This is a genomic window from Stenotrophomonas sp. YJH_SMC_37 (assembly GCF_059370035.1).
The window spans coordinates 37,593-55,362 of record NZ_JCAFTG010000009.1 but is presented as its reverse complement, the minus strand read 5'-3'; the positions used below and the strand labels follow the sequence as shown (position 1 = coordinate 55,362).

The 17,770-nt window shown below is 67.0% G+C and carries 14 protein-coding genes and 1 pseudogene; 12 read left to right on the top strand and 3 right to left on the bottom strand.

Annotated features, from left to right (window positions below; translation table 11 throughout):
* The 8 genes and pseudogenes from ftsW to lpxC all read left to right on the top strand — a co-directional run bounded on the left by ftsW (nt 1) and on the right by lpxC (nt 9,321).
* On the top strand, nt 1–1,326 hold the full coding sequence (gene ftsW / locus AC5P8J_RS13850) for a putative lipid II flippase FtsW (RefSeq protein WP_019661071.1): 1,326 nt from the start codon (nt 1–3) through the stop codon (nt 1,324–1,326).
* On the top strand, nt 1,323–2,411 hold the full coding sequence (gene murG, locus AC5P8J_RS13845; RefSeq protein ID WP_111102184.1) for an undecaprenyldiphospho-muramoylpentapeptide beta-N-acetylglucosaminyltransferase: 1,089 nt from the start codon (nt 1,323–1,325) through the stop codon (nt 2,409–2,411). The genes ftsW and murG overlap by 4 nt, the downstream gene beginning before the upstream one ends.
* A gap of 40 nt (nt 2,412–2,451) precedes the next feature.
* Nucleotides 2,452–3,888, top strand: a complete 1,437-nt coding sequence (gene murC / locus AC5P8J_RS13840; protein ID WP_019661073.1) for a UDP-N-acetylmuramate--L-alanine ligase — start codon at nt 2,452–2,454, stop codon at nt 3,886–3,888.
* A complete protein-coding gene (locus AC5P8J_RS13835; protein WP_134735112.1) occupies nt 3,885–4,847 on the top strand; it encodes a D-alanine--D-alanine ligase in 963 nt (320 codons plus the stop codon). The genes murC and AC5P8J_RS13835 overlap by 4 nt, the downstream gene beginning before the upstream one ends.
* Nucleotides 4,844–5,521: pseudogene (locus tag AC5P8J_RS13830) on the top strand (cell division protein FtsQ/DivIB); the annotation flags it as partial. The gene AC5P8J_RS13835 and the pseudogene AC5P8J_RS13830, both read left to right, overlap by 4 nt.
* Before the next feature lie 68 nt (nt 5,522–5,589).
* The gene (gene ftsA / locus AC5P8J_RS13825) at nt 5,590–6,825 is read left to right on the top strand and encodes a cell division protein FtsA (RefSeq protein ID WP_005408083.1); all 1,236 of its coding nucleotides are present in this window, start codon (nt 5,590–5,592) and stop codon (nt 6,823–6,825) included.
* 177 nt (nt 6,826–7,002) lie between these two features.
* Entirely contained in the window at nt 7,003–8,238 is a 1,236-nt protein-coding gene (gene ftsZ, locus AC5P8J_RS13820) for a cell division protein FtsZ (RefSeq protein ID WP_058980418.1), read from the top strand.
* 171 nt (nt 8,239–8,409) lie between these two features.
* A complete protein-coding gene (gene lpxC, locus AC5P8J_RS13815) occupies nt 8,410–9,321 on the top strand; it encodes a UDP-3-O-acyl-N-acetylglucosamine deacetylase (RefSeq protein WP_019661076.1) in 912 nt (303 codons plus the stop codon).
* Nucleotides 9,322–9,603: 282 nt separating this feature from the next.
* Here the strand turns inward: lpxC and AC5P8J_RS13810 are convergent, their stop codons facing one another.
* Nucleotides 9,604–10,053: a DciA family protein gene (locus tag AC5P8J_RS13810; RefSeq protein WP_026347140.1), complete on the bottom strand. Its 450-nt coding sequence runs from the start codon at nt 10,051–10,053 to the stop codon at nt 9,604–9,606.
* Between the two features lie 12 nt (nt 10,054–10,065).
* On the opposite strand from AC5P8J_RS13810, the gene AC5P8J_RS13805 reads away from it, so the two are divergent.
* The 3 genes from AC5P8J_RS13805 to AC5P8J_RS13795 all read left to right on the top strand — a co-directional run bounded on the left by AC5P8J_RS13805 (nt 10,066) and on the right by AC5P8J_RS13795 (nt 15,092).
* Nucleotides 10,066–11,022 (top strand): M23 family metallopeptidase, encoded by a 957-nt coding sequence (locus AC5P8J_RS13805; RefSeq protein ID WP_019661077.1) that lies wholly within the window; start codon nt 10,066–10,068, stop codon nt 11,020–11,022.
* 278 nt (nt 11,023–11,300) lie between these two features.
* Nucleotides 11,301–14,033, top strand: a complete 2,733-nt coding sequence (gene secA, locus AC5P8J_RS13800; RefSeq protein WP_111108789.1) for a preprotein translocase subunit SecA — start codon at nt 11,301–11,303, stop codon at nt 14,031–14,033.
* Nucleotides 14,034–14,135: 102 nt separating this feature from the next.
* Nucleotides 14,136–15,092 carry a Nudix family hydrolase gene (locus AC5P8J_RS13795; protein ID WP_227853646.1) on the top strand — a complete coding sequence of 319 codons (957 nt, stop codon included), beginning with the start codon at nt 14,136–14,138 and terminating at the stop codon, nt 15,090–15,092.
* Nucleotides 15,093–15,179: 87 nt separating this feature from the next.
* Here the strand turns inward: AC5P8J_RS13795 and AC5P8J_RS13790 are convergent, their stop codons facing one another.
* Together AC5P8J_RS13790 and metF are read right to left on the bottom strand one after the other, a co-directional pair.
* Complete coding sequence (locus tag AC5P8J_RS13790) at nt 15,180–15,764, bottom strand: DUF4124 domain-containing protein (RefSeq protein WP_058980414.1); 585 nt, start codon at nt 15,762–15,764, stop codon at nt 15,180–15,182.
* A 40-nt stretch (nt 15,765–15,804) separates the two neighbouring features.
* Nucleotides 15,805–16,632 (bottom strand): methylenetetrahydrofolate reductase [NAD(P)H], encoded by an 828-nt coding sequence (gene metF / locus AC5P8J_RS13785; protein WP_164145421.1) that lies wholly within the window; start codon nt 16,630–16,632, stop codon nt 15,805–15,807.
* A 203-nt stretch (nt 16,633–16,835) separates the two neighbouring features.
* On the opposite strand from metF, the gene AC5P8J_RS13780 reads away from it, so the two are divergent.
* Complete coding sequence (locus AC5P8J_RS13780) at nt 16,836–17,762, top strand: alpha/beta fold hydrolase (protein ID WP_134731238.1); 927 nt, start codon at nt 16,836–16,838, stop codon at nt 17,760–17,762.
* Nucleotides 17,763–17,770: the final 8 nt, after the last annotated feature.

Genomic DNA, 17,770 nt, shown 5'->3' with positions numbered 1-17,770 from the left:
ATGAACGACCTGTCCCGCCAGGCAACACGCCTTGAAGCCATCGAAGGCAGCTACGACAAGTGGCTGCTGGGCGCGATCATCGCGCTCACCGGCATTGGCGTGGTGATGGTGGCGTCCAGCTCGATCGCGCTGATGAGCAGCCCGTTCTACTACCTCAACCGCCACCTGATCTTCCTGGCGGTGGGTATCGTGCTGGCGGTGCTTGCCGCCCGTACCGAGCTGAAGTCCATCGAGCAGTACAACCAGATGCTGCTGCTGGGCTGCTTCGTGCTGCTGCTGGCGGTGTTCGCGCCGGGCCTGGGCAGCACGGTCAACGGTGCGCGCCGCTGGATCAACCTGGGCATCTCCAAGTTCCAGACGGTCGAGGCGGTGAAAGTGCTCTACATCGTCTGGCTGTCCAGCTACCTGGTGCGCTTCCGCGACGAGGTCAACGCGACCTGGCCGGCGATGCTCAAGCCGCTGGGCGTGGCCGGTGCGCTGGTGGTGCTGTTGCTGCTGCAGCCGGACTTCGGCTCGTCCACCCTGCTGCTGGCGATCACCGCCGGCATGCTGGTATTGGGCGGGGTGAACATGCCGCGCATGTCGATGCCGGTGATCATCGGCCTGGTCGGCATGAGCGCGCTGGCGATCATCGAGCCGTACCGCATGCGCCGCATCACCTCCTTCCTGGACCCGTGGGCCGACCAGCAGGGCGACGGCTACCAGCTGTCCAACGCGCTGATGGCGGTGGGCCGTGGCGAGTGGACCGGCGTCGGCCTGGGCAACTCGGTGCAGAAGCTGTACTACCTGCCCGAAGCGCATACCGACTTCATCTTCTCGGTCACCGCCGAGGAATTCGGCTTCCTGGGCACCTGCGTGATCGTGGCCCTGTACGCGCTGCTGGTCGGCCGGACCTTCTGGCTGGGCATGCGCTGCGTGGAAATGAAGCGCCACTTCTCTGGCTACATCGCCTTCGGCATCGGCCTGTGGATCAGCATGCAGACCTTCGTCTCGATCGGCGTGAACCTGGGCATCCTGCCGACCAAGGGACTGACTCTGCCGCTGATTTCCTCCGGCGGTTCGTCGGTGCTGATGACCTGCGTTGCGATGGGCCTGTTGCTGCGCGTGTCCTATGAACTCAAGCGTGCCGAGCGCCGCCAGGCCGTGCGCATCGGTGGTGCCGAAGACGCAGCTGCTGAGCCGGTGGGCGAGCCAGCCGTGCAGGTGGCCGCCAGCGCGCCGATCAGCGCCGGGGCGACGGCCGCAGCTCCAGCTCCAGCAAACGCCGCGCGCGGCACCAGCCGCCTTCAGTCGCGTATCGAACCGACCTTCGGGAGGCTGTCATGAGCGCGGCCACCGATAGCGTGCGCCCGGTGATGATCCTGGCCGGTGGCACCGGAGGTCACATCTTTCCCGGCCTGGCTGTGGCCCGCGTGCTGCGCGAGCGCGGCGTGCCGGTGACCTGGATGGGCGCCGACGGCGCGATGGAAACGCGACTGGTGCCGCAGCACGGCATTCCAATCGACACGCTGGCCATCACCGGCCTGCGCGGCAAGGGCAAGCTGGCCCTGCTGGGCGCGCCGTGGCGGCTGATGCGCGCGCTGCGCGCTGCCGGCATGATCATCCGCAAGCGCCAGCCGCGTGCGGTGGTCGCCTTCGGTGGCTTTGCCTCTGGCCCCGGTGGCATGGCCACCCGCCTGCACGGCCTCCCGCTGCTGGTGCACGAACAGAATCGCGCGCCCGGCATGACCAACCGCATCCTGTCGCGCTATGCGCGCCGCCTCCTCACCGGCTTCCCGGGTACCTTCGCCGAGCGTGAGGAGTTCGTCGGCAATCCGGTGCGCGCAGAGATCGCCGCCACCGCACCGCCGGAACAGCGCTTCGCCGACCGCCACGGACCGCTGCGCGTGCTGGTGGTTGGCGGCAGCCAGGGCGCGCGTGCACTGAACACCGGCGTGCCGCAGGCGATCGCCGCACTCGGCCCCGGCATTCCGGTACAGGTGCGCCACCAGAGTGGCGAGAAAATGCACGCCGAAGCGGTGGAGGCGTATGCAAAGGCCGGCGTGCTGGCCGACATCACGCCGTTCATCGCCGACATGGCCGACGCCTTCGCCTGGGCCGACCTGGTGGTGTGCCGCGCGGGCGCTTCGACGCTGGCCGAGCTGTGCGCGGTCGGTGTCGGCAGTGTGCTGGTGCCATTCCCCGCTGCCGTCGACGATCACCAGACCCGCAATGCGGAGTATCTGGTCGAGCGCGGTGCTGCGGTTTTGCTGAAGCAGGACGGAACGCTGGCCGACGGCATTGCCGCACTGCTGCGCGATCTGTCCGAAAATCCCGCCCGCCGCATGCAGATGGCGCAAGCCGCGCGTGCCCTGGCCAAGGTCGATGCCGCCGAGCGCATCGCCGATATCATTCTTGAGGAAGCTGTATGAAGAAGGCATGCCACCGCGCCTGCCCTGCGCGAGGCCGCGCATGATCCGTCGCCTGCACGACACCAACGACCTGGTGCGCGCGTTCCCGCGCGTGCATTTCGTCGGCATCGGCGGCACCGGCATGAGCGGTATCGCCGAAGTGATGCTGACGCTGGGCTATGAGGTGTCCGGCTCGGACAATGCCGACAACGTGGCGACCCGTCGGCTGGCCAGCCTGGGTGCGCGCATCATGCGCGGCCACTCGGCAGCCAACGTACTGGGCACCGACTGCGTGGTGGTCTCCAGTGCCATCCGCGAAGACAACCCGGAACTGATGGAAGCGCGCAGCCAGCGCATTCCGATCATGCCGCGTGCGGCGATGCTGGCCGAGCTGATGCGCTTCCGCCGCGGCATCGCCGTGGCCGGTACCCACGGCAAGACCACCACCACCAGCCTGACTGCGGCGGTGCTGAGCGAAGGTGGCCTGGACCCGACGTTCGTGATCGGTGGCCAACTGCTGGCGGCCGGTGCCAACGCCAAGCTGGGCGGAGGCCAGTGGCTGGTGGCCGAGGCCGACGAAAGCGATGGCAGCTTCCTGCGCCTGAACCCGCTGATGTCGATCATCACCAACATTGATGCCGACCATCTGGAAAACTACGGCAACGACTTTGCCCGCGTGCAGGCGGCGTTCGCCGAATTCCTGCAGCGCCTGCCGTTCTACGGCCTGGCCGTGCTGTGCATCGATGACCCGGAAGTGGCCGCGCTGGCCGCCAAAACCCCGCGTCACGTGATGAGCTACGGCATGAGCCCGCAGGCCGACGTGCGCGCCGAGAACGTGGTGCAGGAAGGGCCGCGCATGCGCTTCACCCTGCGCCTGCCGCAGGGCACCAGCCAGGAAGTGGTGCTGGCGCTGCCGGGCAGGCACAACGTGCTCAACGCGCTGGCCGCCGCCGCAGTGGGCTGGCAGCTGGGCGTGGCGCCGGATGCCATCGCGCGCGCGTTGGAAAGCTTCGCCGGTGTCGGCCGTCGCTTCAACGATCTGGGCGAAGTGACCACCGCCAGTGGTGCCAAGGTCCGTATCATCGATGACTACGGCCATCACCCGAGCGAGCTGGAGGCCGTGTTCGCCGCGGCCCGCGGTGGCTGGGCTGACAAGCGCCTGGTGGTGGCCTTCCAGCCGCACCGCTACAGCCGCACCCGTGACCAGTTCGACAAGTTCGCTGCGGTGCTGTCCAGCGTCGACGCACTGGTACTGAGCGAGGTCTACCCGGCCGGTGAGGAACCGATTGCCGGTGCCGACTCGCATGCGCTGGCCCGCGCCATCCGCGCCCGCGGTCGCAGCGAGCCGGTGGTGGTGGGCAAGGCTGCCGAACTGGCCAGCGTGCTGCCGGACGTGCTGCAGGACGGTGACCTGCTGCTGATGATGGGGGCGGGCGATATTGGCGCCGTGGCCACCCACATCGCGGTGGAAGGCTTCAAGGGGGAGGGCGAGGCGTGAGCACGCTGACCTTCCCGCCGCTGCGCGTGACCGACCCAGCCGAGTTCGGCCGCGTCGCCGTGCTGCTCGGCGGCAGTTCCAGCGAACGCGAGGTGTCGCTGGATTCGGGCCGCAACGTGCTCGAAGCCCTGCGGTCGCGCGGCGTCGATGCGTTCGCCGTCGATGGCATCCCGGCGTTGGCCAAGGCGCTGGCTGCCGGCGGCATCGACCGTGTGTTCAACATCCTGCACGGCCACAACGGTGGTGGTGAGGACGGCATCGTGCAGGGCCTGATGGACGCCTTCGGCGTGCCGTACACCGGCTCGGACGTGCTGGGCTCTGCGCTGAGCATGGACAAGATCCGTACCAAGCAGGTGTGGTTGTCGCTGGGCCTGCCGACCCCGCAATACCGCAAGGTCGACGCATCGAACGTGCATGCACTGGCGGCCGAGCTGGGCCTGCCGGTGGTGGTCAAGCCGGCCAACGAAGGCTCCAGCGTGGGCATCAGCCGGGTCACCGACGAGGCTGGCCTGGACGAGGCCGTGACCCTGGCCGCGCGCTACGACGGCCAGCTGCTGATGGAGCAGATGGTGGTGGGCGATGAGCTGACCGTGGCCATCCTCGGCGACGTTGCCCTGCCGTCGATCCGCATCGTGCCCAAGGGCCAGTGGTACGACTACAACGCCAAGTACATCGCCGAGGACACCCAGTACCTCTGCCCGGGCCTGGAGGGTGGCGACGAAGCGGAAATCCGCCGCATCGCGCTGGCCGCGTTCCGCGCGGCCGGCTGCCGTGGTTGGGGCCGCGTGGACGTGATGCGCGACCGCAGCAGCGGCCGCTTCTTCCTGCTGGAAGTGAATACCGCGCCGGGCATGACCAGCCATTCGCTGGTACCCAAGGCAGCCCGCCAGGCCGGCATCGGTTTCGAGGAACTGGTGTGGCGCGTGCTGGAACAGACCCTGGAGGCCTCGCACGCATGAACGCGGTGCTGCGCATCTTCGTCTGGCTGTTGGCGCTGTCGGTGGTTGCACTGCCGGTGGTGGCCGTGGTCAATGGCTGGGTCGGCGCCGAGCGCTGGCCGCTGGCGAAGCTGCGCGTGCATGGCGAGTTCAAGCGGGTACCGGCCGAGCAGCTGCAGCAGGTGCTGCTGCCGTATGCGCGCGCCGGCTTCTTCGCGGTCAAGCTGCAGGACGCGCAGGACGCACTGGAAAAACTGCCGTGGGTGGAAAGCGCGCGGGTGCGCAAGCAGTGGCCGGACGTGCTGGAAGTGACCCTGGTCGAGCACAAGCCGTTCGCGCGCTGGGGCAACGACCGCCTGGTTTCCGAGCAGGGCAAGTTGTTCCCCACGCCGAAGAAGCTGGCCGACCTGGCGTTGCCCGAACTGGACGGCCCGGACAGCCAGACCGAAGAAGTGATGAAGCTGTACAGCGACTCGCGTGCATTGTTCGCACCGGCCGGCGTCGATGTGCGCCGGGTAACGATGGATGCACGCGGCAGCTGGTCGCTGGTGCTGAGCAACGGCACCGAAGTGGTGGTCGGCCGTGACGATGCGCGCTCGCGCCTGCAGCGCTTCGTCAAGGTACTGCCACAGCTCAACCGCCAGGACGCGCCGATCGAGCGCGCCGACCTCCGCTACACCAATGGTTTCACGCTGAGCTGGGGTACCCCGGCCACGCCGGCGAAAACGCCGGCGACCCCAGTCAGCAGGACGCAGGAAAGGACATGAATCGCAAGGGTGACAAATCGCTGATCGTTGGCCTGGACATCGGCACCTCCAAGGTGGTGGCGCTGGTGGGCGAGTATTCGCCGGGCAACCCGATCGAAGTGATCGGCATCGGCTCGCACGAATCGCGCGGGTTGAAGCGCGGCGTGGTGGTGGACATCGAATCGACCGTGCAGTCGATCCAGCGCGCGGTGGAAGAAGCCGAGCTGATGGCCGGCTGCGAGATCCGCTCGGTGTACGCCTCGATCTCCGGCAATCACGTGCAGTGCAAGAACTCGCCCGGCATCGTGCCGATCCGTGACGGGGAAGTGACCTGGGGCGACCTGGATCGCGTGCTCGATGCGGCCAAGGCGGTGGCGATTCCGGCCGACCAGAAGATCCTGCACGCGATCCCGCGCGAGTACGTGCTGGACGATTCGCAGGAAGGCATCCGCAACCCGGTCGGCATGACCGGCGTGCGCCTGGAGGTGCATGCGCACCTGGTGGTGTGCGCGCAGTCGGCCGCGGCCAACATCAGCAAGTGCGTGCAGCGCTGTGGCCTGCAGGTGGACGACCTGGTGCTGTCCTCGCTGGCCTCCAGCGTTGCGGTGCTGACCGCTGACGAACGCGAGCTGGGCGTGGTGCTGGTCGACATGGGCGCCGGCACCACCGACATCGCGGTGTTCGTGCAGGGCGCGATCTGCCACACGGCCTCGCTGCCGATTGCCGGCGACCACGTCACCAACGATATCGCGCACATGCTGCGCACGCCCACCCCGGAAGCCGAGCAGATCAAGGTGCGCTACGCCTGCGCCCTGGCCCAGCTGGCCACCGCCGAGGAAAGCATCCAGGTGCCGTCGGTGGGCGACCGTCCACCGCGCCGCATGCCGCGCCATTCGCTGGCGCAGGCGGTGCAGGGCCGCTACGAGGAGATCTTCGAGATGGTGCAGGCCGAACTGCGCCGCTCCGGCTTCGAGGAACTGGTGCGCGCCGGCATGGTGCTGACCGGTGGCGCCTCGAAGATGGAGGGCGTGGTCGAACTGGCCGAGGAAATGCTGCAGATGCCGGTGCGCGTGGGCATCCCGCAGCACGTCACCGGCCTGGGCGAAGTGGTCGGCAACCCGGTGCACGCCACCGGCGTGGGCCTGCTGCTGATGGGCAGCCAGATCGAGCACCCGCGGCGGCCATCGCTGCCGACCGGGCGCGCTGGAAGCATGTTCAAGAAACTCAAGACCTGGTTCCGCGGCGAGTTCTGACGCGGAACCCGCAACTCCGGGCCCGGCCCGGCGCAACACCCGCAGTACCCGCATCACAACGCAACAACGCAACAACGCAATACACAACCCACACAGCCGCAACGGCAACATGACACGCGAAGGCAGGAGGCCCGACCGTCCATGCCACCGACAAGCGGATACAACGAGGACACGGACATGGCGCATTTTGAACTGATCGAAAAGATGGCACCCAATGCGGTGATCAAGGTTGTTGGCGTGGGCGGCGGCGGCGGCAATGCCGTGGCGCACATGGTCAACTCGGCGGTGGACGGCGTGGAATTCATCACCGCCAACACCGACTCGCAGGCCATCAAGAATTGTGGTGCCAAGCTGCAGCTGCAGCTGGGTACCAACGTGACCAAGGGCCTGGGCGCAGGCGCGAACCCGGAAGTCGGCCGCCAGGCCGCGCTGGAAGACCGTGAGCGCATCATGGACGCGCTGCAGGGCGCGGACATGGTGTTCATCACCGCCGGCATGGGCGGCGGCACCGGCACCGGCGCTGCGCCGGTGGTGGCACAGCTGGCCAAGGAAATGGGCATCCTGACCGTGGCCGTGGTCACCAAGCCGTTCCCGTTCGAAGGCCGTCGCCGCATGCAGGTGGCGCTGAAGGGCATCGAGGAACTGAGCCAGCACTGCGACTCGCTGATCACCATTCCGAACGAGAAGCTGATCACCGTGCTGGGTCGCAACGCGACCATGATCCAGGCCTTCCGCGCCGCCAACGACGTGCTGCAGGGCGCCGTGCAGGGCATCGCCGACCTGATCGTGCGTCCGGGCCTGATCAACGTCGACTTCGCCGACGTGCGTACCGTCATGTCCGAAATGGGCCTGGCGATGATGGGCACCGGCACCGCCCGTGGCGATGACCGCGCCCAGGCCGCCGCCGAAGCCGCCATCCAGAACCCGCTGCTGGACGATGTGAACCTGGCCGGTGCCAACGGCATCCTGGTCAACATCACCGCCGGCGCCGACTTCACCATGGCCGAGTTCGACGAGATCGGCCGCACCATCGATGGCTTCGCTTCCGAAGACGCCACCGTGGTGGTCGGTACCGTGCTGGATCCGGACATGCAGGACGAAGTGCGCGTGACCGTGGTCGCTACCGGCCTGAACCGCGTTTCGGCCAGCAAGACCCAGCGTCCGGGCGAGCGTGCGCCGATCAAGCTGGTCCGCAATGCCACGACCGGCCAGCCGGAGTTCGGCGACTTCGACAACGGTGGCGACGCCGTGTCCAAGGCCGTCGGCGGCATGGGCCTGGGCCTGCGTCGCGCCAGCAGCGATACCGCGGCCGCTTCGGCCCCGTCGGCGCCGTCCTCCTCGGCCCCGGCTGCGGCGGAACTGCCGAACGACTACCTGGACATCCCGGCGTTCCTGCGCCGCCAGGCGGACTGAGCGGGGCGGCCCGGGGTTGTCCTCCCCGGGTAGCGCCACCATGTCCTGAAAACGCGGGCGCCGGGCCAGGATGGGCCCGGCCGCCCTGCTTCACGCGCGTCCTGCCGGCGTTTCAGCCGGGGTAGGGGAGCGTGCGTGTTAATCTAATGTGTCACTTCCGGTCCATCCCCCATGATCCAGCAACGCACCCTCAAGAACACGATCCGCGCCACCGGCGTTGGCCTGCACAGCGGCGACAAGGTCTACATGACCCTGCGCCCGGCACCGGTCAACCATGGCATCGTGTTCCGCCGCGTGGACCTGGACCCGGTGGTGGAAGTGCCGGCCAAGGCCGAGCTGGTCACCGAAGTGACCCTGTGCACCGGCCTGACCTGCAACGACGCCAAGATCCAGACCGTCGAACACCTGATGTCGGCGCTGGCTGGCCTGGGTGTGGACAACATCATCGTCGAACTGTCCTCGGCCGAGCTGCCGATCATGGACGGTTCGGCCGGCCCGTTCGTGTTCCTGCTGCAGTCGGCAGGCATCGTGGAACAGGATGCGCCCAAGCGCTTCATCCGCGTGCTGAAGACCGTGGAAGTGACCGAGGGCGACAAGGTGGCCCGCTTCACCCCGTACGAGGGTTACAAGCTGGGCTTCACCATCCAGTTCGACCACCCGATGATCCCGGCCAAGCAGTCGCGCCAGGAAATCGAGTTCTCGACGCTGGCCTACACCAAGGAAATCTCCCGCGCGCGCACCTTCGGTTTCATGCGCGACCTGGAATACATGCGCGAGCGCAACCTGGGCCTGGGCGGTTCGATGGACAACGCCATCGTGCTGGACGAGTTCCGCGTGCTCAACGAAGACGGCCTGCGCTACGCCGACGAATTCGTGCGCCACAAGATCCTCGATGCGATCGGCGACCTCTACCTGGCCGGTGGCCAGGTGCTGGGCGCTTACGAGGGCTTCAAATCCGGCCACGCGCTCAACAACAAGCTGGTGCGGGCGCTGATGGCCGACGCCACTGCCTGGGAATGGGTCAGCTTCGACTCGCCTGCCACCCCGGGTCCGGTCGAATACGCCACTCCGGCCTATGCCTGATTCCGTAGGCCGTTGAATTTAAAGATAAAAACGCCGCCACCCAAGGCGGCGTTGTTGTTTCCGGCGAAGACGACGCATTCAGTGTGCTTGAAAAGGCATCAAGGCCGGTTCGAGGTCACGGTTTTGTGAACCTGTTGGATCCGAAGCCTGAATTTAACGCCGTTTTAACAACAATCTAACGACAGGCCCCTGGATGGCCGCTAGGATGCGACCCGGCCCCCGAAATGTTTCACGCCGTGGTGACACGCGCGACGGGGAGCGGAGCCGGATGCTCCGTTGCCATCATGACCGTTTCTTCGGTTTGGAAGGAACGTCCTGCAGGCAAGCCAAGGCGTCGCGTAGCCCTTTGTGCGTGGCGGCTGAAACTGCGTGGGGTCCATTCCGGTTGTCGAGCGCTGGGGAGCGCGTGGGAGTGGGAGACGCAGTCTTGATGGTCACCTTGGTGGCCTTCAGCCCGATGGAACGGGCCGCGTCGAGCAACTGGGCTTCGGCAAGCCGCAACTTGGCATGCCAGACCGGGGATTCGACGAGAAAAACGAGGTGTTCCCCGTCCACATTGGCCAGCCGGCAGCGGCTGCGCAGAGGTGGCGGCAACTGGGGGCGCAACTGTCGGTCCAGCGCGTCGAGCCACAGGGCACGCCGCAGCGGGTTCCCGCTTTTGTCCGCCATTACCGCATCCAGCGCCGGTTTCGGTGCCGACGCGGGGCGAACGCTGGATTTCGGCTCAGACATGAAAACTCACTGATGGCATTCAAAAAGATCGTAATCAAAACGCGTGAAGGACAGGCCAAATCGTCGCCGATCACGCGTTTGCGGTTCTATTTCGAGGACCGCCCCCGCGCCCTGCTGGGCAGCGTGCTCGGGGTAGGCTGCATTATCGGCCTCGCTGGCGGCATTGGCGTCAGCGCGCTGAATGATTCCCGGCTGCAGGCCAAGGTCGAGCGCCAGGATGCGGAGCTGGCCAAGGTCAAGCGCGATGCGCAGACCCAGGTCAACGCGCTGGCGGCCCGTCTCGGCGAGCTGCAGGCCCAGGCCACCCGCCTCAACGCGCTCGGCGAACGGCTGACCCAGATGGGCAAGCTGGAGGATGGCGAGTTCGACTTCAACGAGACCCCCGGTCTCGGTGACGGTGACGCAGGCGGTCCGACCAGCGACATCCCGGTCAAGGACGTCAACGCCGACTTACAGGTGCTGGAGCAGCGCTTCGCTGCTTCAGGCCGCCAGTTGTCGGTGATGGAGTCGCTGATGTTCGACCACCAGCTGCAGCAGAACGCCGTGCCTTCGCGCATGCCGATCCGCAACAGCTACGTGACCTCCGGCTTCGGCACCCGTGCCGACCCGTTCGGCCGAGGCGCCGCCACCCACAAGGGCATGGACTTCCACGCCAAGGTCGGTGACCCGGTGATGGCCGTGGCCGAAGGCGTGGTCAGCTTCGCCGGCGTGAAGGGGGGCTACGGCAACGTGGTCGACGTCGACCACGGAAATGGCTACGTCACCCGCTACGCGCACAATTCCCGCCTGGTGGTGAAGGCCGGCGACCTGGTCCGTGCCGGCCAGGAAGTGGCCAAGGCTGGTTCCACCGGTCGTTCGACCGGCGCCCACGTGCACTTCGAGGTGTGGGAGAACGGCAACGTGGTCAACCCGCGCAAATTCCTCGGCGACGGCGGCAACACGCCGGTCGGCCGCGTCAGCCGCGGCTGATCCCGGGTCGGATCCCTTCCGCGCCGCGGGAGGGCTCTGACCCGATGCGGTTGACCTGGTAGTGCCGGCCGCTGGCCGGCAACCTCATGATCTTCGGCAGCATCGCGGATCACCGGCCAGCGGCCGGCACTACCCCCTCGGGGTTGAAACCTCAGCCGCCCGTCCCAAGCTACAATGGGTGTTGCCATCGACAGGGCGCCAGGCGCCCTGTTTCGTTTGCGGCGGACGGATCCCCAGGGGGAGGCCGGGCGTCGTGTCCATCCAACCCGGTTCCTTCAATGATCAACAGCCTGCTTACCCGCGTATTTGGCAGTCGTAACGAACGACAGCTGCGCCAGCTCAACCGCATCGTCGCCAAGATCAATGCGCTGGAGCCGGAGATCGAGAAGCTTTCCGACGAGCAGCTTCAGGCCAAGACGCCGGAGTTCAAGCAGCGCATTGCCGGTGGTGAAGCCCTGGACAAAGTGCTGCCGGAAGCGTTCGCGGTGTGCCGCGAAGCCGGCCGCCGCGTGCTGGGCATGCGCCATTACGATGTGCAGCTGATCGGCGGCATGGTGCTTCACCTGGGCAAGATCGCAGAAATGCGTACCGGTGAAGGCAAGACCCTGGTGGCGACCCTGCCGGTGTACCTCAACGCGCTGGAAGGCAAGGGCGTGCACGTGGTCACCGTGAACGACTACCTGGCCCGCCGCGACGCCGCGCAGATGGGCAAGCTGTACAACTGGCTGGGCCTGAGCGTGGGCGTGGTGTATCCGGGCATGCCGCACAGCGACAAGCGCGAAGCCTACGCTGCGGATATCACCTACGGCACCAACAACGAATTCGGTTTCGACTACCTGCGCGACAACATGGCGCTGTCCAAGGCCGACCGCTACCAGCGCGGCCTGCACTACGCCATCGTCGACGAAGTCGACTCCATCCTGATCGACGAAGCGCGTACCCCGCTGATCATCTCCGGTCCGGCCGACGATTCCCCGGAGCTGTACATCCGTGTCAACCGCGTCGTGCCGCACCTGGTCAAGCAGGAGAGCGAGGACGGCGAAGGTGATTTCTGGGTCGATGAGAAGGGCAAGCAGGTGCACCTGTCCGAAGCGGGCATGGAGCACGCCGAGCAGCTGCTGGTTGAAGCCGGCATCCTCAACGGCGAAACCGAAGGCCTGTACGCGGCGCAGAACCTGACCGTGGTCCACCATCTCAACGCCGCCCTGCGCGCGCACGCGATCTACCAGCGCGACGTTGACTACATCGTGCGCGACGGCGAAGTGGTCATCGTCGACGAGTTCACCGGGCGTACCCTGGCCGGCCGCCGCTGGTCCGATGGCCTGCACCAGGCGGTGGAAGCGAAGGAAGGCGTGCCGGTCCAGCGCGAGAACCAGACGCTGGCGAGCATCACCTTCCAGAACCTGTTCCGCATGTACAAGAAGCTGTCCGGCATGACCGGCACGGCCGATACCGAAGCCTTCGAGTTCCAGAGCATCTACGGCCTGGAAGTGGTGGTGATCCCGACCAACCGCCCGACCATCCGCAAGGACAGCCCGGACCAGGTGTTCCTCAACCGCAAGGGCAAGTTCAATGCGGTGCTGGCCGACATTGAAGAGTGCGCCAAGCGCGGCCAGCCGGTGCTGGTCGGTACCACCTCGATTGAAACTTCGGAAATGCTGTCCGAGCACCTGAGCAAGGCCGGTGTGAAGCACGAAGTGCTCAATGCCAAGCAGCACGACCGCGAAGCGACCATCGTCGCCAACGCCGGCCGTCCGGGCGCGGTGACCATCGCCACCAACATGGCCGGTCGTGGTACCGACATCGTGCTGGGCGGTTCGCTGGAAGCAGAGCTCCACGCGCTGGGCGAGGACGCGACCGACGAGCAGAAAGCCGCGGTCAAGGCCGACTGGCAGAAGCGCCACGAGGCAGTGAAGGCGGCGGGCGGCCTGCACATCGTCGGCACCGAGCGCCATGAGTCGCGCCGTATCGACAACCAGCTGCGTGGCCGTTCCGGCCGCCAGGGTGACCCGGGTTCGTCCCGCTTCTACCTGTCGCTGGAAGACAACCTGATGCGCATCTTCGCCTCCGACTGGGTGCAGAAGGCCATGCGCATGATGGGCATGAAGGAAGACGACGTCATCGAAGACCGCCTGGTCAGCCGCCAGATCGAGAAGGCGCAGCGCAAGGTCGAGGCCCACAACTTCGACATCCGCAAGAACCTGCTGGACTTCGACGACGTCAACAACGACCAGCGCAAGGTGATCTACGCCCAGCGCGACGAGCTGTTGGACGCCGAATCGGTGAAGGACAACGTCGACGGCATCCGCGACGACGTGATCTTCGACGTGGTGGCCCGCTTCGTGCCGCCGAACTCGATCGACGAGCAGTGGGACCTGCGTGGCCTGGAAGCGACCCTCGAGTCGGACTTCGGCCTGCAGATGTCGCTGACCGACCTGGTCAAGGAACACGAGGAGCTGGACGCCGAGGCGATTGCCGCCAAGGTTCAGGAACGCGTCAACCAGCACTTCGCCGAGAAGGAAGCCGGCGTGGGCGAAGAGACCATGCGCGCGCTGGAGAAGCACGTGATGCTGACCGTTCTGGACCAGAGCTGGAAGGAGCACCTGGCGCGCATGGATTACCTGCGCCAGGGCATCTACCTGCGTGGTTACGCGCAGAAGCAGCCGAAGCAGGAATACAAGAAGGAAGCCTTCGAGCTGTTCTCGGACATGCTGGAAAACGTCAAGCGCGAAGTGGTGACCCTGCTGTCGCGCGTGCGCATCCGCAGCGACGAGGAAGTGCAGGCGCTGGAAGCGGCCGAACGCCAGCAGGCCGAAGCCCGCCTGAGCCAGTCGCAGTTCCAGCACCAGGACGTGGGCGGCTACAGCGCCGACGAGGAAGCCGCGCAGGTGCAGGCTGCCCAGCAGGGCGTGGCGCAGATGCAGCGCGACGAGCCGAAGATCGGCCGCAACGATCCGTGCCCGTGCGGCAGTGGCAAGAAGTACAAGCACTGCCACGGCCAGCTGAGCTGATGCCGAAGAGCCCCGCGAAAGCGGGGCTTTTCGTTTGTGGCAGGGGAGTTGCAGCGGATCCGTGATTGCGCCGGCCGCCCTGTTCTGGGCATGCTTCCCCCCATGCCTTCCCCCACCCGATCGATCCATGTCGTGGCCGCCGTCATCACCGACGCCCGTGGCCGCGTGCTGCTCAACCGCCGTACCGAGAACCGCGACATGGCCGGCCTGTGGGAGTTTCCCGGCGGCAAACGCGAATCCGGCGAGACCTCCGAACAGGCGCTGGTGCGCGAGCTGCGCGAGGAACTGGGCATCGAGGCCGATGTCGGCGAGTGGCTGATGGATGTGCCGCAGCGCTATCCGGACAAGCACCTGACCCTGGAGGTGCGCCACGTGCGCAGCTGGAAGGGGACACCGCGTGGGCGGGAGGGCCAGGCGATCACCTGGGTGGCGCCGGACAAGCTGGGCCGCTATTCAATGCCGCCGGCAGACCTGCCGGTGGTGGCCGCCCTGCGCCAGCCCGACAGCTACCTGATCACCCCGGCGCCGGCCGATGATGAGGGCGGCGTGCAGCATTGGCATGAACAGCTGCAGCGCGTGGTGGCTGCGGGCCAGCAGCGCATCCAACTGCGGTTGCCGACGGCCCATCCGCAGCGGCAGGCGATGGTCGAGCAGGTCGTGCGTGCGCATCGCCGCAGCGGCGTGCAATGGTTGCTCAACCGCGATATCGAACTGGCGCGTGCGTTGGGCGTGGGCGTGCACCTGGGCAGCGAACAGCTGCTGCAGCTGTCGCAGCGCCCGCTGCCCGAAGGCCAGCTGGTGGCCGCGTCCTGCCATGACCTGCAGCAGCTGCAGGCCGCACAGCAGTTGGGCTGCGACTTCGCCGTGCTGGGTCCGGTGCAGGCCACGGCCAGCCATCCCGATGCCGTGCCGCTGGGCTGGGATGCCTTCGCCGAGCTGCGTGCGCAGGTGTCACTGCCGATCTACGCGCTGGGTGGCATGGGCAGTGGCCACATCAGTGAGGCGCGTCGCCATGGTGGGCAGGGCATCGCCGCCATTCGCGGGCTGTGGCTGGCGTAAAGCCGCGTCGGTCGCCGGGCATCGCCCGGCGCTACCCTGTGGAATGGAAGCAGTAGATCCACGCCATGCGTGGATGGATGCCCGCGATCACAACGTGATCCAGAAACACCCGTACTGCCGCCGTAATCCCACCACCGTCGAGGCACGCGCCACGCTGCCTGGCAGGGTCTGCTCCAGGCGCAGGCCGACCGGATGGCGAACAGCCGTCGGCTCAGGGGCGGATCCCTGCGCAGCAGGGCCCTGGCCCTCGTCAGTCACTGCGTCCTGGCCCTGTCCTGGATACACCGGCACGACGTCCACCAGCGGCCGCCGCACCAGCGATTCCAGTTGACCCAGGATTCGCTGCGCGCCCGCATCGGAGACCGCGCCCCACAGGTACAGCGAGGACAGCCGGTTCACATCATTGCTGACGATGCCGTTGCGCAATGCGTCCACCAGTTCACTCAGCCGCCGCGGGCAGCGTGCCCCCAGGGTATCGCGCTGCAGGATGTTGCCGCTGGGCGCAGGCGGTGGCACCCGCGACCGCGCGCCCACACTGTCGCAGGGTCGGTCGGTATACACGCTTTGGCCCTGCGCATCGGTGCAGCGGTTCAGGCGCGTGGACTGTGCGTGGGCGACGCTCGACAGCACGCACAGCGGCAGCAGCAACAGCAGGAAGGAAAGCCGGATCATGCCCGCAGGGTAACGCCGATCATGCTCGCGCGGCGTGCTTTCAGCCCTGCAGCAGCCTCAGCACCGAGGTGGTCGGCTTGGCCAGGTTCAGCGTGTAGAAGTGCAGGCCGGGCGCGCCGCCTTCGATCAGGCGCTGGCACAGCCGGGCCACCACTTCCGTGCCGAATGCACGCACCGACTCCGCATCATCGCCATAGGCCTGCATCTTGCGACTGATCCAGCGCGGAATCTCCGCACCACACTGTTCGGAGAAGCGGCGCAGCTGGCTGAAGTTGGCGATCGGCATGATGCCCGGCGTGATCGGCACCTGCACGCCCAGCCGCCGCACTTCATCGACGAAATGGAAGTACGCGTCCGGATTGAAGAAATACTGGGTGATGGCCGCATCGGCACCGGCATCGATCTTGGCCTTGAAGTGCTTCAGGTCAGCCAGCGAATCGGAGGCCTGCGGATGCGTCTCCGGATACGCGCCCACTTCGATGTGGAACGCATCGCCGTGTTCGGCGCGGATGAAGGCGATCAGTTCGGCGGCATAGCGCATGTCGCCGGGAAAGCCCATGCCCGAGGGCAGGTCGCCACGCAGCGCGACCAAGCGGCGGCAGCCGATGGCGCGGTACAGCTTGAGCAGCTCGCGGATCTCCTGGCGGGTGCCGCCCACGCACGACAGGTGCGGCGCGGCATCGAACCCATGGTGCTGGTTGAGGTGGCGCACGGTCTCGGAGGTGTAGCTCAGGGTCGAGCCACCGGCGCCGAAGGTACACGACACGTATTCGGGGGCGTAGTCCTTCAGCTTGGCCGCAGCACGGTCCAGCTGGCTGCGCTGTTCGTCGGTCTTGGGCGGATAGAACTCGAAGCTGATGGCGGTCATGGCGCGGATGGCGGCGGTCGGTGCTAAGCAGTATATCTCTTCATCAAGATGGATGCTTGAAGATTGCGTGAGGGCCTGCCGTCCCCAACCCGCGACCGTTCGCCCCGCCGTCCGGCCGCTGCTCCGAAATCGCAACCGGCATGCGTCGGCCGGGCCCACGCTGCTCCCATCCCGGCGCCACCCATCCCATGAAGGAGCAGACGATGAAGATCTTCCTGGCACTCTGGTACGCAATGAAGGCGCTGGCCCGGCTGGCGATGATCGGCATGGCGATGGCCGTGCTCGGCTCCGGTTCGGCCCATGCGGCGGCCGCCACCGGCACCGGCAAGGTGCAGGTCGAGGTGGTCGGCAAGGGCCGTCCGCTGCTGATGATCCCCGGCCTGAACAGCAGCGCCGAGGTCTGGCGCGAGACCTGCCTGGCGCTGAAGGACGTGCAGTGCCATCTGGTGCAGCTGCCGGGCTTTGCCGGCGCTGCGCCTGCCGACCCGCGCCCGGCCGAATTCCTGACGGCGATGCGCGGGCAGCTGCTGGCCTACCTGCATGACCAACAGCTGGGCCCGGTGGTGGTGATCGGCCACAGTCTTGGCGGCCTGCTGGGGCTGCAGATGGCGCAGGCCGAGCCGAAGGCAGTCAGCGCGCTGGTGGTGGTCGATGCATTGCCGTTCCTGCCGGCCGCGCGTGACCCGAACGCCACCGCAGACAGCGTGCGGCCGATGGCCGACCAGCTGCGCAAGGGCATGCTCGCCGCCGATGTCGCGCAGTGGCAGGCGCAGCTGAAAGCCGGCCTGCCGGGCATGACCCGCGATCCGCAGCGGCAGGCCGAACTGGGGCGCTGGGGCGAAGCCAGCGACCGCCAGACCACCGCTGACGCCATGCATGCGGTGATGACCACTGACCTGCGCGACAGCATCGCCTCGATCACCGCACCGACACTGGTGCTGGGCAGCTGGGCCGGCTACCAGCCGATGGGCGGCACCGAGGACAGCACGCGCGCGGTGTTCCAGGCGCAGTACGCGAAACTGCAGGGCGTGCAGATCGCGATGAGCGCGCAGGGGTTCCACTTCCTGATGTGGGATGATCCGCGCTGTCTGCAGGAGCAGGTGCAGCGTTTCCTCGCCGCGCACCCCTGACCCTTGTC